The following is a 15434-nucleotide window of genomic DNA, read 5'->3' on the forward strand; positions in this document are numbered from 1 at the left end:
GTGAGGCGCCGTTCCGCGGTCAGGTGCCGGTTCCGGTGCGTGCCAGGATGCCCTTCAGCAGGCCCGTGGCCTGTCCTACCTCGATGAGATAGCCGTCCGGGTCGCGCATATAGCAGCGCAGCTCGGCGCGCCGGTCGATGGGCGGGGTGAGGAACTCGGCTCCCTTGGCGCGGGCCGCCGCGTAGAACCCGTGGATGTTCGCTACCCGTACGTTCAGGAAGCTGGAGACGGTATGGGGGTCCTCCGGCGTGCGCAGGACGACGTCGGGTTTGTCGTCGGTGGGCCCGCCGCCGGGGTTCATGATGATCCAGCTGTTGGCGACCTTGATGATGCAGGGGTTCTCATCCAGCACCACCCTTCCACCCAGTACGTCGGCGTAGAACGCCCGCGAGCGGGGGACGTCGCTGACCGTGAGGAAGTGCGTGAGCAGCAGGCCCTCGGCCGGTGCGGGAAGGTCCTCGGCCGACGCGCCTTCAGAGATGAAATCGGACATATGCCGAGCGTATGGCGCGAGCGGCCGCACGGCATTCCCACCCTTCGACGAAGAGCCGGTCTTACCGGGCTCTGCTGTCGCTCTGGCGCTGCTGCCACCAGGAAATGCCCTCACGGCACCGACCAGAGCACCGTCCCGTCCCGTCCCGTCCCGTCCCGTCGAGCCGATGCCCACGAGGCCCCCTTCCCACCCGACGCCAAGCCCTTTTCGACCACGCGGAGCTGACCACCCAACGGCGCTCGTCCACGCAGCAGCGGGTCAATGCCGCAGCCACCATGGTCGCGGGTCTGCTCGTCTGCCGTTACAGCGGCAGACCGAGGAGCCGTGGCTCAAACTCGCAAACTGGCTATACGGCCTGTTCCTCCATGTCAGGCTCCAGCGCCGACAATTGATGGGAGCCGCTCGAAGCGGTCAGCACGCTCCTCGTAAGCGGGCGTCCGCCTCGGAGTTCGTTCCTCCCCGCTGTCGGCAGGTGTGTGTCTCACTTCGTCTCGCGGATCCTCGACAGCTGGACCCGGGTGCCCCTCCGGACGGTCGGGTTGGACACACACGGTGCGGATGCGCAGTTCTCGGGATGTGGGCGTACGGCTGGGGGCGGGGTCCCGGCCCGGACCTCACGCCCAGGCCAGCCGCGATCTGTGCGCCCAGTAGGCTTCCGCTGACTCGGCCAGCCCGGCCAGCCGTTCCAACTGATCGGGATTGAGGCGCAGGTCCGCCGCCAAGAGGTTACTGGTGAGTTGCTCGATCGTGGCTGCGCCGGAGAGGACGATGTCCGCCCAGGGCCGCGCGGCGACCGCGCCCAGAGCCACGGCGTCGCACGGCACGCCGGCCTCCTGCGCGATCTCGCGCAGCATGACGGTGTCCGGCCCCGTGGCGTGCCGACCGGCCAGGCGTCCGTTGGCCATGGCCTCCTTGACGATCACCGTGCGCCCGGTGGCGTGCGCCTCGGCCAGCGCCTGCCCCGCTGACGGCTCCATGAGGTTGTAGGTGGCCTGCACGCTGCCGAAGAGCGGTTCGCCGTCCATCGTGATCTCCAGCGCGGCCCGGATGGCTTCCGCCTGTGCCGGGCCGCTGGTGGACAGTCCGATGGTCACCCCCTCTGCGGCGAGTCTGCCCAGCCGGTCGTGCAATGCGGAGTCGGTCAGCGCCGGGCTGTCCGGGGTGACCGAGTGGATCTGGTAGAGGTCGAGCCGGGTGCCCAGCAGCGCACGCGTCTCCGCGAGCTGGCGGTCGTACGTCGCGGTGCTGTGGTGCTTGACCTCGTGCACCTCGGCGTCCGTGCGCCAGTCGGCGGTGTAGGTGTAGCCCCACTTGCTGCCGATCACCACATCCCGTGCATCGGGGCGGGCCTCCAGCCAAGTGGCGAGGAACTCCTCGGCCCGGCCGTAGGAGCGGGCTGCGTCGAAGTACCGCACGCCCCGGGCGTAGGCCGCGTCAAGCAGCCGGTGGGCATGGCCGCGCAGAACGGTGGCCGAGCGGTCTGCGGGCAGGTCTGCGTCACGACCCAGATTGATATAGCCGGGACGGCCGACGGCGGCCAGGCCCAGACCGAAGGGCGGGATCGGCGAGGCGATGAGGCGTTCAAGGTGCATACGGCGTGTCCTCCGGGATCGCATGATCTGGCGTGACGGTTGTTTCCAGTAGACGCGAGAGCGGCAGGCTTCACCCAGCATCGGGCCAGGTCAACACTGTCACGCCGCTGAGGTTCGGTGCGGCCTGGCTCAGCCGGTCATGTGTTCTCCTTGCCGACCGAGCGGGCGTCGTGACGGCGTGTCCGGTACGCGCGTTTGGCCGGCACGTCGTTGAGCTGCTCGGTCGTGTCGTAGTTGCGCCAGCCGGTGAGGCGTCCTTCGGAGTTGTGCCTGGCGGACAGTCCGGGAGGATCCATGTGATCTCCGTGTTCCCGGACCAGGTTCTGGGGAAGCATGACCACTGCTGTGATGCCGCGGGGGGATGACCTGCGGAGCTGTACGCGGATGTCGTGGCGGCCGGATAGCCGGCCGACGACGAACACGCCCATGCGCCGTGCCACCGAGACGTCGACGACTGGTGGATTCAGGAGCCTGTCGTTGGCCTCCTCAAGGTCCTTTGCGCTCATGCCGATGCCACTGTCCTGGATTTCGACCTTCGCACCGCCGCCGGACAGCAGCCGGCACGTGACGAGCACCTCGGTGTCCGGCGAGGAGAACGTGGCCGCGTTCTCCAGCAGCTCCGCGATGAGGTGAACGATGTCGTTCGCTGCCCGGCCGTCGATGTCCGCGGTTACCAATCCGCGTAGCTGCACACGCCGGTACTGCTCGACCTCGCCGGTGGCGGCCCGGAGCACATCCACGAGCCGTACTGGGGCGCTCCAGCGGCGGCCTGCCTCCTCGCCCGCGAGGACGAGCAGGTTCTCCCCATTGCGGCGCATGCGGGTGGCCAGGTGGTCGAGCTGGAAGAGGCTGGCGAGCAGGTCGGGGTCCTGCTCGCCGTTCTCCAGATGGTCGATCAGCTCCAGCTGCCGTTCCACGAGGATCTGGCTGCGCTGCGAGAGATTGACGAACATCGCGTTGATGCGGCCTCGCAGCTGCGCTTGCTCGAACGCCAGCCGTACGGAGTCACGATGGACGTCGTCGAACGCGCCCGCGATACCGCCGATCTCGTCGTTCGAGTCGATACCCATGGGCCCGGCCTTGATTGCCTCCAGTCGCGCGTCGCTGGAGCTACGCAGCAGCCGGACGACCTCCGGCAAGTGGCGTTCGGTGATAACGAGCGCGGAGGCACGCAGGGTGTGCAGCGGGCCGACAATCGACTGCAGGGCGACGTGCGTCACGCCGAACGTGAGCAGGATGATCAACAGCATGACGAGTGAGGCGATGAACACCCAGCGCTCGGCCTGGTGCTGCTCGCGCGAGCTCTCGTCTTCGACGGATCCGACGAGCCGCTTCTCGACCAGACGCATCAGCTCGAGCTTGCTCGTCATGGTGTCGAACCACTCGCCGGCGTCGAGGCGGAGGCTGCTGGTGCCCTGCCGGGTGAGCGCCTGTTTCATGAGTATCTCGGCCCTGTCGACGTCGCTTCCGGTGACGGTGCGCTCGTAGAACTGACGCTGGGCCGGCGGCGCACCGGACCGGAACTCGCCGATCAAGGCCTGTTGCTGCCGACTGGCGAGGGTCAGGCTCTCGGCCTCGCTCGCATCAAAGTGACCCTTGGTCAGTGCCCCGCCGAGCAGCGCGCGTTGCCGGGAGGCCTGCTCCGTGGCCTGTGCGAAGGTCTGGAGGGCACGGGCCCCGACGGCGAGGGTCTGGTGGGCGACGTCCGGCGTGAGAAGGTCGAGGGCGTCGGTGAGCTCGGCGATCAATGCCGTGTATGCGTTGACCACGGATAGCGAGAGCATTTTCGTGTGGTCTACCGCGTGGCGCAATGACGTCGCCTTCCCGCCAGAGGCGTCGAGCACCGCAAGCCGGGCGTCCAGGGCGGGGTTCGTCCCGCAGTGGACTCGGGTGGCCTCGGCACGGACCCGGGCGAGCGCCGCGTCCACCTGGGAGCGCTGAGTGTCCAGCCGGCTCATGTCGCCCGTACGCCCGGCCGCGAGGTAGAGCGCGGTGAGATCGCGTTCATCCTCGAGCTCCTGCAACAGCCCCGTGCCCTTGTCGACGGTACGAACGAGCTGATGGACGTTGTCGAGGTCCTGTGCGTTCTGCACCGCCGAGCCGATCCGCAGACCGCCGAGTACGAGCACGGTGATGATCGGGATGAGCACTGCGGCCAGCAGCTGGGTGCGCACACTCCAGTCACCCGGGGCGAGCCCCTTCTGGTTACTGCTCCGGCGCGGGCGACGCCCTCCACCTGCGCGCGCGGGGTCGGGATCGGTATGGTCCGGTTCGGTACTGCCGTTGTCGGAATCGTTGCCTCTCGCCTGCGGCGTCGGCACTGGTTCCGTGCCGTGGCGATGCACCGCGGGTTGTGTTTGCACTTGCCTTCGCACCTTCTTCCCGCCAATGAACGTGCGCGCTTCAGGGGCGCGGGCGCGCCACCCTCATGACGCCGCCTCTGTGTCTGGCCGCTCGCTCCTCCGCCCGCTCGCCGCGGTGACAGTCGCGAGGGCGGAGAGAATGAGCACGGTCGACGCTGCGCCGGGGTCCTCGTGACCGATGGTGCGTGCGCCGAGATAGCTCGCGCGGCCCTTCCGAGCCTGCATGCCGACGGTCTGCTGCAGGCCCCGCACGGCGGCGTCGGATGCCGCGCGGGTGGCGTTGCTCAGGTCGCCGCCGGTGTCGATGACGGCCTGGTAGGCGGTCACGGCCGGGCCGAGGGCGTCGATCATCGTCTTGTCGCCCTCGAGCGCTGCGCCGATCCGCTGGATGCCCGCGAGGGCAGCCGCCAAGGCCGCCCCAAGTTGTGCCGCAGATACGTCAGGTTCCTCGCCCAGGGTCCGCGCGGCCTGCCGGAAACCGGTGCCGTACAGCGGTCCCGAGGCCCCGCCGGTCTTGCTGATCAATGCCCGGCCGACGGTGGCGAGCACCGCACCGGGGGTGGGCGGGTCGGTTTCGTCCAGCATCGCCACCGCCGCCTGCAGGCCACGGCGCATGTTGATGCCGTGGTCGGAGTCGCCGATAGCGGAGTCGAGGCTGGTCAGACGGTCGGTGTTGTCGACCATCAATCGGGCCGCCTCGTGGATCCAGGCCCGGAACGTGCTCGCGTCCATGGTCGTCCTTCTCCCTCGTGGTGTCCGTAGCGGTGTCCGAGGCCGCTCAGCGTCCCCAACGCAGCGCGGGGGTCTCGACGGGGACATCCCACAGATGGGTGAGCTGCGGCGTGAGCCGGCACACCGTGATCGTGCAGCCGGCCATCTCCAGGCTGGTGATGTAGTTGCCGACCAGGTTGCGGGTGATCCACACGCCATGGCCGGCGAGCCACTCCGCAACCGCGGCGTACACCACGTACAGCTCGATCAGTGGGGTGCCGCCCAGGCCGTTGACCATCACGAGCACGTCGCCTGAGAGCGGCATGTCGGCGTGGATGGCGTCCAACGCGACACCGACGATCTCCTTGGCAGAGACGAGCCTGCCGCGGGCGCGACCGGGCTCGCCGTGGATGCCGACGCCCAGCTCGATCTCGTCCTCGCCCAGCTCGAAGCCGGGCTTGCCCGACTCGGGCAGCGTGCACGGCGTGAGCGCCACCCCGAACGAACGGGACCGGTCGTTGACCGCCCGGCCCAAAGCCGCGGCCGAGGCCAGGTCCGCACCGAGCTCGGCAGCCGCACCGACGATCTTCTCCACGAACACGGTCGCCCCGGTACCCCGTCGGCCGGCCGTCCACGTACTGTTCTCCACGGCGACATCGTCATTGACCACGACGCCCTCCACCCACACGCCGTCGTCGGCGGCCAAGTCGGCGGCCATCTGGAAGTTCAGCACGTCGCCGGTGTAGTTCTTCACGATGTGCAGCACCCCCGCCCCGCCGTCAACGGCCCGCGTGGCGGCGAGGATCTGGTCCGGCACGGGAGATGTGAACACCTCACCGGGACAGGCCGCATCCAGCATCCCGTACCCGACGAACCCGCTGTGCAGCGGCTCGTGTCCGGACCCGCCACCTGACACCAGGCCTACCTTTCCGGCGGTCGGCCTGCCCGCGCGGATGATGTAGCGGTCGGACGTGTTGACCGTCAGTGAGGGGTGCGCGGCGGCCACGCCGACGAGAGCATCGGCAAGCACTTCATCGGGCGAGTTGATGAGCTTCTTCACGGTTCAGACCCCTTTTCGACTTGATAGGAACATCAGCAGAAATCCATCAAAATGGCATGGGTCAGCGGGATTTGACGCGGGATTTGTCAGGGCGTCATCTTGCGCGTCACACAGGCCCTTTGATGGGCCGGGTCCGGTCGGACCTGCCCACGCTCGACTGATCGCGCCGTGTGCGCGGCTCGGGTCAGGGCAGTGACGGCTGGCAGCACTGCTCGACGAGCCTCCAGACCTCTTCGGGGGTTTCGCGGGTGAGGGCGATGACCGCCAGGGAGGCGCAGGTGTCATGGCGCAGGCGGCGGATGCGGGCGCGTACTTCGTCGAGGGCGGCTGGTGCCACGGAGAGGGTGTCGCAGCCGAGGCCGATGAGGAGGGGGGTGACGAGGAGATGTGCGGCGGCGTCGCCGCAGACGGAGACCTGGCGGTGGTGGCGGTGGGCGGCGGTGACGACTTGGGCGATGGCGTTGAGGACGGCGGGGTGTGCTGCCATGGCGGGGGTGGCGGTGGGGTCGCGCCGGTCCAGGCCCAGGATCTGGCAGGTGAGGTCGTTGCTGCCGATGGAGAGGAATGCGGCTTCGCGGGCGAGGTCGTCGGCTGCGGCGACGGCTTCGGGGAGTTCCACCATGATGCCCAGGGGCGGGGGCGGGACACCGGCTTCGTCGGCCGCGGCCTGGAGAAGGCGTCGGCAGGCGCGCAGTTCGTCGACGCCGGCGACCATCGGGATCATGATGCGCAGGTCGGTATCGGTGCCCGCGCCGAGCAGGCTGCGGAACTGATCGGCGAAGGCATCGGGTTGGGCCAGCATGAGCGGCAGGCCGCGGCCGATCCGCGCGCCCTGGATGCGGGACAGGAACGGCGGGAGTTTGTCGTCGGCGAAGTCGAGGGTGCGGGCGGTGACGGTCCGTCCGGCGAGTGCGCGCATGATGGGGACCAGGGTGGCCGCGTGCTGGTTGCGGGTGGGCCAGGCAGGGTGGTTGAGGAAGGGCAGTTCGGTGCGGAGCAGGCCGACGCCGTCGGCGTTGGCCGCGAGGGCTGCGCGGGCCTCGGCCGGGGTTGCCACGTTGGCCCGCAGCCCCACGTGGTGGTGGTCCAGTGTCTGTGCGGGCAGGTGGCGCTCTTCGGCGAGGGCGAGGCGGCGAGTGCGGGCGGCGTCCATGGCATGCAGCGCGCTCGCGCGCTCGTCGTCGTTGGGGTGGGCGACGGCGGTGGCCTGGTTTGTGTCGAGGAGGATTTCCTGCCCGTCCGGCAGGTCGAGAAGGGCGGCGTCGACGGCCAGCAGGAGGGGGATGCCCTGTGAGCGGGCGACGATCGCGGCGTGGGAGTTGGGGCCGCCGGTGACGGAGATGGCGGCGGTGACCGTTTGGCCGGGTTCCAGCAGGTCTGCCGCGCCGATTTCGTGGGCGACAAGGACGAGGGGTTGGTCGGGTGCGGGGCCGGTGTCGCCGTGCAGGTGGGCCAGGACGCGGCGGCCGACTTGCCGTACGTCGGCGGCGCGATCGGCCAGGGTCGGGTCGTCAAGGCCGGCGATGGTCCGGGCATAGGTGTCGATGGCCTGCCGGACGGCGACAGGTACCGGCTGCCCTTGGTGCGCTCGCTTGATGGCCTGTTCGAGCAGATCGTGGTCCTGCGCGATGTAGCTGTTGACCTCCATGATGTCCGCCTCTTCGTCGTTGCCCCGTTCACGCAGCGAGGTGGACAGGTCGCGCAGGCGAGCGGCGACGGTGTCGAAAGCGTCGGCGATCTGCTGTGCGGCGTCGCCACCGGTGCGCTGAGGGAGCACGGCTCGGGTGAGCGGGCGGTCGGTGCGGTGGAGGAACCCCAGGGCTATGCCGGGTGCGGCGGTGTGCCCGGAGTAGGTGTGGCGGTTCATCGGGTAGCCACCACTTCGGCGAGTGCGCGGAAGATGAGGGCGGTGGAGGTGGCGCCGGGGTCCTGGTGGCCGATGCTGCGGGTGCCGAGGTAGGAGGCTCGGCCCTTGCGTGCCTGCATGGGGGTGGTCGCGCGCATGCCGTCCTCAGCGGCGTCGGCGGCGGCCAGGGCCGCGGCGGCGAAGTCGGCTCCGGCGCCGGCGTGCTGCTGGAAGGCGGCCAGCGCGGGAGCATATGCGTCGATCATTGTCTTGTCGCCGGGTGCGGCCGCGCCGAGCTTCTGAACGCTCTCCAGGCCGACAGCCAGCGCGGTCGCGAACTGCTGCGTGTCGGCGGTGGGTGCGTCAAGGGCCTTGCCCATGGCGCGGAAGGCGCCGCCGTAGAGAGGGCCGGAGGCACCCCCGACGCTGGAGATGAGTGTGGTGCCCGTCTTGACCAGCACGGCCCCGACAGTGTCCGGTTGGTAGTCGGCCAGGGCCGTGGTGACGGCGGAGAAGCCGCGTTTCATGTTGACGCCGTGGTCGGCGTCGCCGATGGCCGAGTCCAGCTGGGTGAGGTGGTCCTTGTGCTTGTCGACGGCGGCGGCGATGGCCTGCACCCAAGTGCGGGCGAGGTCGATGTCCACGGGGTCTCCGTTCATGGTTGATACGCGGTGGGTTGACGCTTGGGGGTTCCGGAAGCGGCGGACGCGGAGGGGCGGTTGGGTGAGCCGGGGGCGGGGGCGGACGCGGGGGCGGTCGGGTGAGCCGGCGCGGGAAGGCCCCCACCCGGCCCTCGCGTATCGCGCGGTCCGGCCCCCGGCTCGGTTCAGGCGCCCCAGCGCAGGGCTGGGGTGTTTACGGGTGCGTCCCATAGGGACAGCATGTCGGTGTCGGCCTTGCACACGGTGATGGAAACACCGGCCATGTCCAGGCTGGTCACATAGTTGCCGACGAGATTGCGGGCGATGGCCACACCCTTGTCCGCCAGTGCGGCCGCGACCTCGTGGAAGACCACATACAGCTCGATGAGCGGCGTACCGCCCAGGCCGTTGACCATGACGATGGTCTCGTCCCCCGCGGTGAGCGGCTGGTCGGCGAGGATCGCGTCCAGGGCGGTGGCCACGATCTCCTTGGCCGGGCGGAGCTTTTCTCTGCTGCGGCCGGGTTCGCCGTGGATGCCGACGCCGACTTCGATCTCGTCCTCGGGCAGGTCGAAACCGGGCTTGCCCGAGCCGGGTGTGGTGCATGCGGTCAGGGCGACCGCGAAGGACCGGGAGGCGGCGTTGACCCGCTTGCCCATCTCCGCCACCGCGGCGAGGTCCGCGCCCTTCTCGGCGAGAGCGCCGGCGATCTTCTCGACGAAGACGGTGGCTCCGGTGCCGCGGCGCCCGGCGGTCCAGGTGGAGTCCTGAACCGCGACATCGTCGTCGACCAGCACGGTCTCGACCGTTATGCCTTCCTCGGCGGCCAGTTCGGCGGCCATCTGGAAGTTGAGGACGTCGCCCGTGTAGTTCTTCACGATGAACAGCACGCCCGCACCGCCGTCGACGGCCTGGGCCGCGGTCAGCATCTGGCCGGGCACGGGAGAGGTGAACACCTCTCCGGGGCAGGCGGCGTCCAGCATGCCCAGGCCCACGAAGCCACCGTGCAGGGGCTCGTGCCCGGAACCGCCGCCGGAAATGAGGGCGACTTTGCCCGTCCCGGTGCCGCCCGCGCGGGCGATCACCCTGTTCTCCGCGTCGACTTTCAGTTCGGGGTGGGCGGCGGCGATCCCTGCCAGGACCTCGTCCAACACCGCCTCGGGGGCGTTGATGAGCTTCTTCACGACAGGGCTCCTTCGGTATTGACGGGCTCAACAACCCGGTTCCCGGCCGTGGTTGTGGCGGCTTGGCGGTGGGCGTTGAGCGCGGTGTAGAGGACGCCTGCGGCAACCGCGCCGATCACCTCGGCAGCCAGGTAGACAGGCAGTTGCTCCCAGTGGACCGTGCCATTGAACAGCTCGCCGGTGATCATCGGGCCAAGTGTCCTGGCCGGGTTGATGGACGCCGCAGTGGCGGGCGCCACCGGAATGATGATCGCGAACACGCCCAGGCCGATGGCCAGACCGGCGAAGCCGCCGGCCGCGCGCCGGTCGATGGCACCGAAGACGATGAACGCGAGGATGAACGTGCCCACCGCTTCGGCGAAGAAAGCCTGCCCGGCACCGACACCGGTGCCGTAGGCGGCGATACCGAGGCCCACGTCGACCGCCTTCTTCCCCAGCACCCCGACGATCGCAAGCGATCCCAGCACAGCACCGACCACCTGGGCCGCGATGTAGCCGGGGACGTCCCGCCAGGGCATCTTCTTCGTGACGGCCAGCGCGAGGGTGATGGCCGGGTTGATCTGGCAGCCGGAGATATGGCCGATCGCGTAGACCATGGCGATGACGGCGGTGGCGAAAGCCAGCGAGATCATTCCCAGCTGCGCCATGGTGAATGGCGCGGCGCCGCCGACGATGAGCGTTGCGGGGACCGAACCGACACCGATGAACACCAGCACCGCGGTGCCCAGCATCTCGGCCACAAGCTTCTGTGAGTAAGAGTTTTCTTCCATGATGGCGCCCAGTGCCGAGCGGCGACGTGGGCGTCTCACCTCCTCCGCGTGAGCGGGCTGTGAAGGGAGGGGGCCGCGAGGTGGTCAGGGTCGGGCAACCTGGCGGCCGGCTCAGGGGAATCGGATATCCAGCGGAATCCGGTAGTACGTTCGGTATTGATGAACGTTGTTCCGGAAGTTAAGCCCACGTTTCACGCCTGTCAAGAGGTTCGGCGACGATCGTGCGCACCGCGGACACGCAGAAGGCCCCACGGCGACGTGCCGAGGGGCCTGGGCGGAGGGGCAGGAGGTGGAACGGCGACCTCGCCGCCGGACTACAGGTGGATGCGGAGTATGCAGGTCAGGTGCCCGTGAGGCCGACAGGTGCGGATCGCGCCGGTCAGGCGCCTGCCATGCGGGCGGCGCCCCTCGGGGCGCCGAGGTCGCGCGAAAGATTGCGGGCTGTCTCACGGACCGCGACCGCGAGCTCCTGACGTGCCGGTTCGGCCAGCAGACGCTCAACGGGGCCGACAATGCCGATGGCGCCCAGCACCTCGCCGGAGCGGTCGAAGACAGGGGAGGCGATGCCCGCGTCCCCGATGGCGGACTCCTGGTCCTCGATCGCGTACCCCGTCCGGAGAACCTCCTTCAGCTGGCCGGCCAGCTCCTCCGGGTCGGTGATGCTGGCGCCGGTGAGCACCGCCGCCTCGCCCACGAGCAGCCGCTCCCGCTCGGGGACCGCGGCGAAGGCCACGATGGCCTTGCCCAGGGCGCAGGTGCTCCACGGGATGCTGGCTCCCACTTCGAGGATCTGCACGGCGCCCTCGGGCCGGAAGGCGTGGTGCACCACCAGGATGTGGTCGCCGGTGAGTACGGCCACCCACACCGCCTCGTTCGTCCGGGTGGCGAGCTGGTCCGCCCAGGTCAGCGAGCGGGTGCGCAGCTCCTGGGTGTCGAGGTAGGCGTTGCCCAGCTGCACCAGGTCCGGGCCGAGCTGGTACTTCGAGCTGTCCCGGTCCTGGACCACCAGCCCCTCGGCCTCCAGCGTGCGCAACAGCGCGTGGACGGTGGGTTTGGCCACGCCCAGGCGGTCGGCCAGCTCGGTCACACCCAGCCGGGGCCCGGTGGACGCGAGCTCCCGCAAGATCTGCACCGCACGCTGCACCGCTTGCACCATCGAAAATTCTCCTTGTTCAGTATTGATGAACAGCGTTCCGAGATATAGCGTTGTTGTTCATGAGCAACCCTGTCGGCATCGTACTCGTGTCCCACAGCGCCGAGCTCGCCGCGGGCCTTCGCCTGCTGGTGCAGCAGATCGGCTCCGACCACGTTCCCCTCGCCACCGCCGGAGGAACCGACGACGGCCGGATCGGCACCAGCTACGACCTCGTCCTCGCAGCGATCCGGGAAGCCGATCACGGGGGCGGCGTCGTCGTCATCCCCGACCTCGGCAGCTCGGTCCTCACAGCCCGCACCGTCCTGGAAGACCATCCCCGCACCGACGTAACGATCGTCGACGCACCGTTCGTCGAAGGAGCCGTCGCGGCCGTCGTTACCGCCGCATCCGGCGCTGATCTCAAGACCGTCGCCAACGCCGCCAAGGAGGCCCGTCATGTCCTCAAGTTCTGACGCCACCACCACAACCGCCACGACCACGGCGAATCACGAGATCGCCGTCGTCCTGCCCGCCAACCTGCACGCCCGCCCGGCAGGCCAACTCGCCCGCGCCGCAGCCGGGTACGCCAGCGCGATACAGCTGGAGCACGGCGGCCGCACCGTCAACCCGACCGGCGTCCTCGCCGTGATGGGCCTGGGCGCCACCGCCGGAAGCACCGTGACCGTCCGCGCCGAAGGCCCCGACGCCGAACAGGCCGTCACGGCGTTGGCCGACATCCTCGCCACCGCCGAATAACCCGGCCACCCGCCACGGCACAGAACGAGCCGCCGCTTCCCATACAAGAAGCCGAGACAAGTGGAGGTGGTCGAAGATGACCACTCCGGCCATGACCACGCCTGACACCAGCGTGCCACCGCACCCGCGGACCGAGCACATACTCCCGCTGCCGCACATCCCTGAGACCGTCTCCACCGTGCGCCGCCGCGCACGCACGGTCCTGGCCCGCTGGGCTGCCCACGGAGACAGCGGACGACGCCATCCTGGTGATCTCGGAACTGATCACCAACGCGATCGCTCACGCGCTGCCCCCGGCAATGTTGCGGCCGTCGATGCCCGAGGTCAGCGGCCGAAGCCGCCCTGGCCTGCCGTCGAGCCAGGCCAAGGCCCGTTCTGACAACAGGCACCCACGCTCATCCCACTCCTCGGCTTCCCGCGTCCGTCACAGTCGCAGCAATCCGTCCCTGATCCGTTCCAGCAGGGCGACGGAGGCTCTGTCGTCGTGCTCGTTGAGGTGGTCATGAACCTGGACGTGGCGCTCCACGGACAGATCGGCGACCAGGACCCGGGCCACCCCCAGCGGGGCCGGGAGCAGCGCGGCGATCTCGGCCAGCGAGCGCGGGTACTGGCAGAGCTCCACGATCGCGCGGCGCTCGAAGTCCAGCGGCGCGGCCAGGGCTGCGGGAAGCGCTGATACCAGGGTCTCCAGGCGCAGTTGGCTGTGGACCGGGCGGGTCCGGCCGCGGGTCACGATGAACGGCCGGACCACCTCCCCGGTCTCGAAGACCTCGTCCTGCGGGTTCATCGCGTGGCGGCCAGATCGGCCTGGCCGGTCAGCAGCCGGCCGGGCAGCAGTATGGAGGCGGTCACCCCGGCCACCGGCGAGGGCGCCAGCCAGGCGCGGGCGCCGAGTCTGGCGGCCAGCCGGCCGACGACGTAGTGGCCGAGCAGCTGGGTGCCGCCCACCAGGAAGTTCTCCTGGCCGGACAGGCGCCGGTTCGCCGTCGCGAGCGCCGCATCGGGGAGCCCGGCGCCGTGGTCCACGATGACGACCAGGTAGTCGGCCCCGTGCCCCCGGGCGTAGATTTCCACGTCCGTCCCCGGCGACGACGCGGCCAGGGCGTTCTCGATCAGCTCGGCCAGCAGGTGGGACACCTCGCTCACCGCGCCGCCGTCGAGCAGCGCTTGGTCGGAGTGGCGCAGCAGCACCCGGTGGTAGTCATCCACCTCGCCGAGCGCGGACCGCAGGACGTCGCCCATGGGCACAGGTCGCGCCCAGCGGCGTGGGCTGCGCTCCCCGGCCAGGACCAGCAGGCTCTCGGCGTTGCGGCGCATCCGGGTGGCCAGGTGGTCCAGCTCGAAGAGGTTGGCAAGGATCCCCGGGTCGTTCTCATTGTGTTCCAGTGAGCTGAGGAAGCTCAGCTGACGGCTCACCAGTTCTTGATTGCGCCGGCCCAGGCTGGCGAGCGACTTGGTGCTATTGCGCTGCAACACACTCTGTTCGACGGCGAGTTGCAACGCGGTGTCCGCGACCCGGACCAGCGCGCCCGCCACCTTGGCGATCTCATCGCCGCGCGCTGCCAGCTCGGAGCCGGTCAGGCTCTCGGCGAGCTCGGCTGGATCCGCCCCGCCCGGCTCCTCCTGCACCCGCGCCACTGCCTGGGGCAGCGTCTGCTCGGCCAGCCAGTGGGCCTGTTCGGCCAGGGCGTGCAGGGGACGCAGGATGGACCGAGTGGCCACCAGCCCCAGCACGACCGCCCCGCCCGCAGCCAGCAGGGCCAGGGCCGCCTCCAAGAGGAGCAGGCGCAGCGCGTCGCTGCGCAACTGGTCGGCTCGGGCGCGGCTGTCGTCGGCGACCCGGACCTGCACCTGGTGCAGGGCGTCCACCAATGCGGTGGCGGGCTGCCACCAGTCGGCAGGGGTGAGCGGCAGCTTCTTGGCGTCGTACGCGGTCAGCACGCGCTGTTCCATGCCCGCGACCGCGACGGCGGACTGGCTTCGCAGCGCGGCGTCCAGGGCGTGCGTCTGCGTCGGGTTCGCGGTGCGCGGCACCTCGCCAAGGGCGTCCTCCTTGCTGCCGAGCAGCTTGATGAACGTCGGGTAGTCGCGGTCGTGGAAGGATCCGGCGGCCAGGATGCCGTTGAGCGTGCCGCGCTCCAGGGCGGCGGCCTCGGCTGCGTCCGCGAGTTTGCGCAAGGTACCGAGGTCGCTGATGAGCTGAGGGTCCGCCGGCGTCGTGCCACCGCTGAAGGCGGCACCGCTGAGCGCGGTGATGGCCCGGGTGTAGAAGGCGAGCACATCGGCGCGAGTCGCGCTGCCGGTGTTTGCCTCGCCGCGTACGGTGCCCAGGTCGTCGAGTCGGGCCAGCGCGTCGCGTACGACGCCGGCAGCCGGAGGGCTGCCCGCGAGCTGCCGGTCGAGCGCGGTACGCGTCCGGTTGGACGCCATGCGCTGGGTGACCATCGTGCTGCGGAAGCTCTCGTCACCGCCCAGTAACCCGGCGGTCAACCCGCGCTCCCGCTGCAGCTCATGCACCAGCTCCTCGGTGCCCAGCACCAGCGCAACCTGGTCGCCGGTGCGCCCGGCCTCCACGTAGCGGCTGGACTGCGCGACCGTTCCCACCGTGGCGACCACCACAAGGGCGCAGGTGGGCAACGCCAGCAGCAGCGGCAGCCTGCCGCGGATCGTACGGGGGAGCGCCCGCGCCGTCAGGGCGGCCAGGCGTCGTGGTTGCTTGGGCACGGTTGCGGCTTTCCCTAGGCAGCGGCCGGACATGGGCGGTCGTTCGGGATGCGATGCCAAATGCGGCCCCGCCGAGCCTAGGGAACCGTGATTACCCCGAGGTTTCCGGCTCGCTCCGACTTGGCCCAACTGCCCGGGGAGAAACGGGAAATGGACCAG

The 15434-nt window shown here is 69.8% G+C and carries 14 protein-coding genes; 2 read left to right on the forward strand and 12 right to left on the reverse strand.

Annotated features, from left to right (window positions below; all coding sequences use genetic code 11):
* Positions 1–19: 19 nt before the first annotated feature.
* The 10 genes from AC07DC_RS04935 to AC07DC_RS04980 all read right to left on the reverse strand — a co-directional run bounded on the left by AC07DC_RS04935 (position 20) and on the right by AC07DC_RS04980 (position 11816).
* Positions 20–493: a VOC family protein gene (locus AC07DC_RS04935; RefSeq protein WP_478911870.1), complete on the reverse strand. Its 474-nt coding sequence runs from the start codon at positions 491–493 to the stop codon at positions 20–22.
* Between the two features lie 614 nt (positions 494–1107).
* Complete coding sequence (locus AC07DC_RS04940; RefSeq protein WP_478911872.1) at positions 1108–2085, reverse strand: aldo/keto reductase; 978 nt, start codon at positions 2083–2085, stop codon at positions 1108–1110.
* A gap of 137 nt (positions 2086–2222) precedes the next feature.
* On the reverse strand, positions 2223–4259 hold the full coding sequence (locus tag AC07DC_RS04945) for a sensor histidine kinase (protein WP_478911873.1): 2037 nt from the start codon (positions 4257–4259) through the stop codon (positions 2223–2225).
* A 252-nt stretch (positions 4260–4511) separates the two neighbouring features.
* Positions 4512–5180, reverse strand: a complete 669-nt coding sequence (gene dhaL / locus AC07DC_RS04950) for a dihydroxyacetone kinase subunit DhaL (RefSeq protein ID WP_478911875.1) — start codon at positions 5178–5180, stop codon at positions 4512–4514.
* A 46-nt stretch (positions 5181–5226) separates the two neighbouring features.
* On the reverse strand, positions 5227–6219 hold the full coding sequence (dhaK, locus tag AC07DC_RS04955) for a dihydroxyacetone kinase subunit DhaK (RefSeq protein WP_478911877.1): 993 nt from the start codon (positions 6217–6219) through the stop codon (positions 5227–5229).
* Between the two features lie 184 nt (positions 6220–6403).
* Positions 6404–8086 carry a putative PEP-binding protein gene (locus AC07DC_RS04960; RefSeq protein WP_478911879.1) on the reverse strand — a complete coding sequence of 561 codons (1683 nt, stop codon included), beginning with the start codon at positions 8084–8086 and terminating at the stop codon, positions 6404–6406.
* Positions 8083–8724 (reverse strand): dihydroxyacetone kinase subunit DhaL, encoded by a 642-nt coding sequence (gene dhaL / locus AC07DC_RS04965; protein WP_478911881.1) that lies wholly within the window; start codon positions 8722–8724, stop codon positions 8083–8085. The genes AC07DC_RS04960 and dhaL (AC07DC_RS04965) overlap by 4 nt, the downstream gene beginning before the upstream one ends.
* Before the next feature lie 167 nt (positions 8725–8891).
* A complete protein-coding gene (gene dhaK, locus AC07DC_RS04970; RefSeq protein ID WP_478911883.1) occupies positions 8892–9890 on the reverse strand; it encodes a dihydroxyacetone kinase subunit DhaK in 999 nt (332 codons plus the stop codon).
* Positions 9887–10660 carry an MIP/aquaporin family protein gene (locus AC07DC_RS04975; RefSeq protein WP_478912616.1) on the reverse strand — a complete coding sequence of 258 codons (774 nt, stop codon included), beginning with the start codon at positions 10658–10660 and terminating at the stop codon, positions 9887–9889. Before AC07DC_RS04975 ends, dhaK (AC07DC_RS04970) begins: the two co-directional genes overlap by 4 nt.
* A gap of 379 nt (positions 10661–11039) precedes the next feature.
* Positions 11040–11816 (reverse strand): IclR family transcriptional regulator, encoded by a 777-nt coding sequence (locus AC07DC_RS04980; RefSeq protein WP_478911885.1) that lies wholly within the window; start codon positions 11814–11816, stop codon positions 11040–11042.
* A gap of 59 nt (positions 11817–11875) precedes the next feature.
* Between AC07DC_RS04980 and dhaM the strand changes: the two genes are divergently transcribed.
* Entirely contained in the window at positions 11876–12268 is a 393-nt protein-coding gene (dhaM, locus tag AC07DC_RS04985; protein ID WP_478911887.1) for a dihydroxyacetone kinase phosphoryl donor subunit DhaM, read from the forward strand.
* Entirely contained in the window at positions 12252–12551 is a 300-nt protein-coding gene (locus tag AC07DC_RS04990) for an HPr family phosphocarrier protein (protein WP_478911889.1), read from the forward strand. Before dhaM ends, AC07DC_RS04990 begins: the two co-directional genes overlap by 17 nt.
* Before the next feature lie 424 nt (positions 12552–12975).
* Here AC07DC_RS04990 and AC07DC_RS04995 read toward each other — a convergent pair whose 3' ends face one another.
* Positions 12976–13338, reverse strand: coding sequence for a DUF742 domain-containing protein (locus AC07DC_RS04995; protein ID WP_478911891.1), 363 nt, complete (start codon positions 13336–13338; stop codon positions 12976–12978).
* Positions 13335–15275: a sensor histidine kinase gene (locus AC07DC_RS05000; protein ID WP_478911892.1), complete on the reverse strand. Its 1941-nt coding sequence runs from the start codon at positions 15273–15275 to the stop codon at positions 13335–13337. Before AC07DC_RS05000 ends, AC07DC_RS04995 begins: the two co-directional genes overlap by 4 nt.
* Positions 15276–15434: the final 159 nt, after the last annotated feature.

Source organism: Streptomyces sp. NPDC045021 (assembly GCF_056432645.1).